The organism is Hyphomicrobium sp. (genome assembly GCF_036833075.1).
Lineage (GTDB): Bacteria > Pseudomonadota > Alphaproteobacteria > Rhizobiales > Hyphomicrobiaceae > Hyphomicrobium_C.
On the sequence record NZ_DAITQL010000151.1, the window covers coordinates 1 to 3,645 of the forward strand.

Here is a 3,645-nt window from a genome sequence, read left to right on the forward strand (position 1 = left end):
CGTGGGATGGGAATGGAGTCTCCCGACAACCGCCGCAAGGCTGATGGCTCCTACCAGGCGCTTTGAGCGCGGGTAGGGGCATGCCTCGAGCTTCCCGCGTGAGGTGCCGCGACGAGGCTTCAGCGGAGATCCCCTAATGAAAGCATCCCTCCTTGTTTTCATCGGCGCCGGCATCGGCGGCGTGATGCGCCACTTTCTCAACCTCTGGATCACGGCGCTGGCGAGCAGCGGATTTCCTTACGGCATTCTCACCATCAACGTCACCGGCTCGACGGCCATGGGGCTCGTTGCCGGATGGCTTTCGCTGCGCGGGGAGGTGCTGCCCGACGTGAGGCTGTTTCTCGCCACGGGGATCCTCGGCGGGTTCACGACGTTCTCGGCCTTCTCGCTCGATACGGCGCTGCTGATGGAGCGCGGCGAGACGCTCGCCGCTGCGGCCTATGTCGCGGGCAGCGTCGCCCTCTCGGTGCTCGGGCTCTTTCTCGGGCTCTGGGCGATGCGCGCGATGTTCGGTTAGGTGCCTTCCGAGTTGCGGCGTCCTGCCGATCGGAAGCTCGGATCCCGGTCAAAAAAAAATCGCACCGACCTTGGGGAAGCCGGTGCGATACGACGGACGAGGTGCGTTGGAGAGGGGGCTCGTCCGGAACTCTTATGGACAAATCCAGTGCCGGCAGGGTCGCGATCCCGCGTCAGGCGAGGTGGCCGCGGGTCAATGACGGGTTGCGCTGATCCGCTCGCTGGCGTCGCAATCGACGCGGCCGGCGCGCAGGTCGAGCTCGACGATGCGCCGCTCCTCGACCGACGGCGCGAGCAGATGCACGTGGACCTCGTTGGCGCCCAGGCGTGCACCGCGGTGGCGGATCTCGGCGAGATTGAGGGTCGCGGCCTGATGCTTGAGGTGGCCGATGGCCAGAACCGAGCGGTGGCCGGCGGCGTCGCGATGCACGAGCAGGAAGTTCGCGGCCGGAACCTCGGGGCAATCGAGAAGGTCGTAGACGGTGTGCACGTAACGCTGGCCCGAGGCGCCGCACCAGAAATGGAACCGCTCCTGGTATTCGGACGCGTCGTCCAGGGGGGCGAGCTGGGTTTCAGGTGCCGAGCGGCGGGCTCTTGCCTCTGCGAGTTGAATGACACGGGCTCCCATGACCGAAATCCTTTGCCGTTTACGCGGCTCTCGACGCTACGGAACTGTCCCCAGAATGCTGAGCGTTTTCAGCGTAATTAAGACCCAATCTCAGTGATTTTGGGGCAATCGCCGCTCGGCCCCAACGCGAGGCGGGCCGTGGTGGCCGCGGGAACCGGCCCTTGCAGGTCATGGACTTATCCCTGCTCCGCAAACCTTCCGATGTGTATCCGGCGTGGCGAAGAGACGGCCTTGCCACCGATCCGTCATCTTCTCCGCTCTGCGCCGGTCCGGGCTCTCCCCCGTCCGGCTCCGGCGGCTAAAGCGTTTTCAAGCGAAGTGGACACCACTTCGCGTTAAGAAAACGCGTCAAACCAAAACCACAGAGCCTCGTCTCTGATTTTATCAGAGGCGAGGCTCTAGTCGCAGCGGGAGAAGCCGCAGGCGCGGCAGGTCCAGCACCCTTCCTCTTTTACGAACGCTTGCGCCGCGCAGCGCGGGCAGCTGCGCCCGAACGGGCGGTGGGTTTCGAAATCGGGGTCCGCCGCGCCGTGCGCGCGGCTCTCGATGCCGGGTGCCGGGTGCGGCTCGCCGTGCGTCACCGCGATGGGCGTCGCCAGCGGCAGCTCGGCGATCCCATCCGGGTCGGCGAGGAACCCGATGCGCCGCATGTGGGTCTCGATCACCTCGCCGATGGCGGCGATCACGCTTGGCACGTAGCGGCCGCCGAGCCAGCGTCCACCCTGGGGATCGAAGACCGCCTTCAGCTCCTCGGCCACGAAGGCGACATCGCCGCCGCGGCGGAACACGGCGCTGATCATGCGTGTCAGCGCCACCGTCCAGGCGTAGTGCTCGAGGTTGCGCGTGTTGATGAAGATCTCGAACGGCCTTCTCCGCCCGTCCCGCTCGATGTCGTTGATGGTGACGTAGATCGCATGGTCGCTCTCGGGCCATTTGATCTTGTAGGTGTAGCCGGCGAGCGCGGGCTCGCGGTCGAGCGGCTTCGACAGGTAGACGATATCGCTCTGCCGTGCCGGCGCGGGGTCTGTGGCGACGAGCTCGGTGGGCCTTGGCCCGGTGGCGGCGCTCGATGATAGGGCCGCCGGGCGAGCCGCGGGCGAGGCGAGGATCGCACCCGTCACGGCGTTGGGCCGATAGACGGTGCAGCCCTTGAGCCCGAGGTCGAAGGCGTCGAGGTAGATCTTCTGGAAGACCTCGAAGGGGACGTCCTCGGGACAGTTGATGGTCTTCGAGATCGAGCTATCGACGTGGCGCTGCAGGGCCGCCTGCATCACCAGGTGCTCGCGGGGCGAAAGATCGGATGCCGTGACGAAGGCGGCGGGCAGGGGAGCGTCCCGTCCCGCGAGGCGGCGGAAGCGCGCATGCGCCAGATCCTCGACCTCCTCGGTGTGCGTCGTGCCGTCACGGCCGAGCACGCGGCGCGTGTAGCGGAAATCGAACACCGGCTCGATGCCCGACGAGACATTGCCGGCAAAGAGCGAGATGGTGCCGGTGGGGGCGATCGAGGTGAGACAGCCGTTGCGGATGCCGTGGCGGCGAATGGCCTCGCGCACGTCCTCGGGCAGGCGCGCAACGTTGGGGGCGGCCAGGAAGGGCGCGGCGTCATAGAGCGGGAACGGGCCTTTCTCGGCGGCGAGCCCGGCGCTCGCGAGGTAGGCCGCGCGGGCGATGGTCGCCATCCAGCTTTCGGCGAGGCGCTCGGCCTCGGGCGAACCGTAGCGCACGCCCATGGCCATCAAGGCGTCGGCCAGGCCCGTGACGCCGAGCCCGATGCGGCGCTTGGCCATCGCCTCCGCCCGCTGGGCGGGAAGCGGGTATCCCGAGATGTCGATGACGTTGTCGAGGAAGCGCACGGCGATCGCCGTGCGCTCCGCGAGCTTCGCCGGATCGATGGCGGCGCTGCGCGTGAAGGGGTGGGCGACCATCTCCGCCAGATTGATGGAGCCGAGCAGGCAGGCGCCGTAGGGCGGAAGCGGCTGCTCGCCGCACGGGTTGGTGGCGCGGATCTCCTCGCAGTAGGCGAGATTGTTCTCGGCGTTGATGCGGTCGATGAAGATCACGCCGGGCTCGGCGTAATCGTAGGCGGCGCGCATGATGCGGTCCCACAGGTCGCGCGCGCGCACGGTTCTCACGGCCTTGCCTTCGAAAACGAGATCCCACGGCGCGTCCTGCCGCACGGCGGCGACGAACGCATCCGTGACGAGCACCGAGAGATTGAAGTTGCGCAGTTTCAGGGGATCGGCCTTGGCGTCGATGAACGCTTCGATGTCGGGATGGTCGCAGGCGAGCGTGCCCATCATGGCGCCGCGGCGGGCCCCCGCCGACATGATGGTGCGGCACATGGCGTCCCAGACGTCCATGAAGCTCACCGGGCCCGATGCGTCGGCGCCGATCGAGCGCACGAGCGCGCCCTTGGGACGCAGCGTGGAGAAGTCGTGGCCGATGCCGCCGCCCTGCTGCATGGTGAGGGCGGCCTCCTTCACGTTGTCGAAGATGGAGGC

3 protein-coding genes and 1 riboswitch are annotated in these 3,645 nt (G+C 67.5%); of the genes, 1 reads left to right on the forward strand and 2 read right to left on the reverse strand.

Annotated features, from left to right (window positions below):
* The first annotated feature begins 6 nt into the window (after positions 1 to 6).
* Positions 7 to 60: riboswitch (Fluoride riboswitch) on the forward strand.
* Positions 61 to 136: 76 nt separating this feature from the next.
* Positions 137 to 517: a fluoride efflux transporter CrcB gene (gene crcB / locus V7082_RS21445; protein WP_334151711.1), complete on the forward strand. Its 381-nt coding sequence runs from the start codon at positions 137 to 139 to the stop codon at positions 515 to 517.
* Between the two features lie 192 nt (positions 518 to 709).
* On the opposite strand, the gene V7082_RS21450 is transcribed toward crcB, so the two are convergent.
* Positions 710 to 1,144 (reverse strand): hypothetical protein, encoded by a 435-nt coding sequence (locus tag V7082_RS21450; RefSeq protein ID WP_334151712.1) that lies wholly within the window; start codon positions 1,142 to 1,144, stop codon positions 710 to 712.
* Between the two features lie 398 nt (positions 1,145 to 1,542).
* The coding region (locus V7082_RS21455) for an adenosylcobalamin-dependent ribonucleoside-diphosphate reductase (RefSeq protein WP_334151714.1) at positions 1,543 to 3,645 on the reverse strand (2,103 nt) is incomplete at its 5' end.